The following is a 1,251-nucleotide window of genomic DNA, read 5'->3' on the forward strand; positions in this document are numbered from 1 at the left end:
CGGCGCTCGTGCCGCGGCTCGGCTGGGGCCGGCTGGCCCCCGGCCTGGGGATCGGCCGGGTGGCCGGCGGGGCCGCCCTGTCCGGCATCGGCTTCACCATCTCGCTGCTCATCGTCTCGCTCGCCCTGGACGACCCCCGCCAGCAGGACGAGGCGCGCGTCGGCGTCCTCCTGGCGTCCGTGCTCGCGTTCGTCCTCGGCTGGGTCGTCCTGGCGCTGCTGGACCGCAAGCGTCCGGACGAGCCGGTCGGGCTCACCCTCGTGCGTCCGTTCGACCCCGAGCGCGACCACTACGTCGGACGTCCGGACGCGCCGCTCGTGCTGGTGGAGTACCTGGACTTCGAGTGCCCGTTCTGCAGCCGGGCCACCGGGTCGGTCGACGAGGTGCGCGACCTGCTCGGCGACGACCTGGTCTGGGTCTACCGCCACCTGCCGCTGGAGCGCGTCCACCCGCACGCCCGCGAGGCGGCGCACGCGTTCGAGGCGGCCGACCGCCAGGGGCACGGCGTCGAGTACGGACGCCGGATGTTCGCCCACCAGGACGCGCTGGAGCGGCACGACCTGGTCGCCCACGCGGCCGAGCTGGGACTGGACCTCGACCGCTTCGAGCGCGACCTGGACGCCGCGTCGGTCGCCCGCCGGGTCGCCGACGACGCCGACGACGCCGAGCTCATGGACCTGTCGGGCACCCCGACGTTCTTCGTCGGCACCCGCCGGCACAGCGGACCGTTCGACGCCGCGACGCTGGTGGCCGCGCTGGAGGCCAGCCGCTCGAGCCGCGAGGTCTAGGACCGCGACGCGCGTCCGGCCCGCACGACGAGGACGATCGCCGCGACGACGAGCAGCACGCCGATCCCCTGGAGTCCGGGCGAGTCGTCCGCACCACCCAGGCCCACGGCGGCCAGCCCGAGCACGACCAGCACGACGGGGACGAGCACCTCGGTGGGCTTCATCTGCCCACTGTCGGGGCGCTCGCACCGGGCGTCGATCCGCGCGCGGGAGCCGGGCGGGTGTCGGGCGCGGTCGACGGGGTAAGGCGAGGACGATCCCGACGCAGGAGGACGCATGACGCAGCAGCACGAGCTCGACGACCCGACGCAGCCGCCCGCCGACCCCACCGACGAGACGCCCGCGGTGGACGACCTGCCCGGCGCCGACCAGACGGCCGAGGAGGAGGCGGAGGTCCAGCGGGACGAGGAGGGCGCTCCCCCACCGCCGGACTGAGACCGCTCCCGGCACGGACCCGCGCGGT

The 1,251-nt window shown here is 75.6% G+C and carries 3 protein-coding genes; 2 read left to right on the plus strand and 1 reads right to left on the minus strand.

The window, feature by feature from the left end; translation table 11 throughout:
- On the plus strand, positions 1 to 788 hold a 788-nt coding region (locus AC2W7G_RS16625; RefSeq protein WP_485869414.1), incomplete at its 5' end, for a DsbA family protein.
- On the opposite strand, the gene AC2W7G_RS16630 is transcribed toward AC2W7G_RS16625, so the two are convergent.
- Complete coding sequence (locus AC2W7G_RS16630) at positions 785 to 952, minus strand: hypothetical protein (RefSeq protein WP_485869415.1); 168 nt, start codon at positions 950 to 952, stop codon at positions 785 to 787. The genes AC2W7G_RS16625 and AC2W7G_RS16630 overlap by 4 nt on opposite strands.
- 112 nt (positions 953 to 1,064) lie before the next feature.
- Between AC2W7G_RS16630 and AC2W7G_RS16635 the strand changes: the two genes are divergently transcribed.
- Positions 1,065 to 1,223, plus strand: a complete 159-nt coding sequence (locus tag AC2W7G_RS16635; protein ID WP_485869416.1) for a hypothetical protein — start codon at positions 1,065 to 1,067, stop codon at positions 1,221 to 1,223.
- Positions 1,224 to 1,251: the final 28 nt, after the last annotated feature.

It is taken from the genome of Aeromicrobium sp. PFPM2_SD2, from assembly GCF_057364525.1.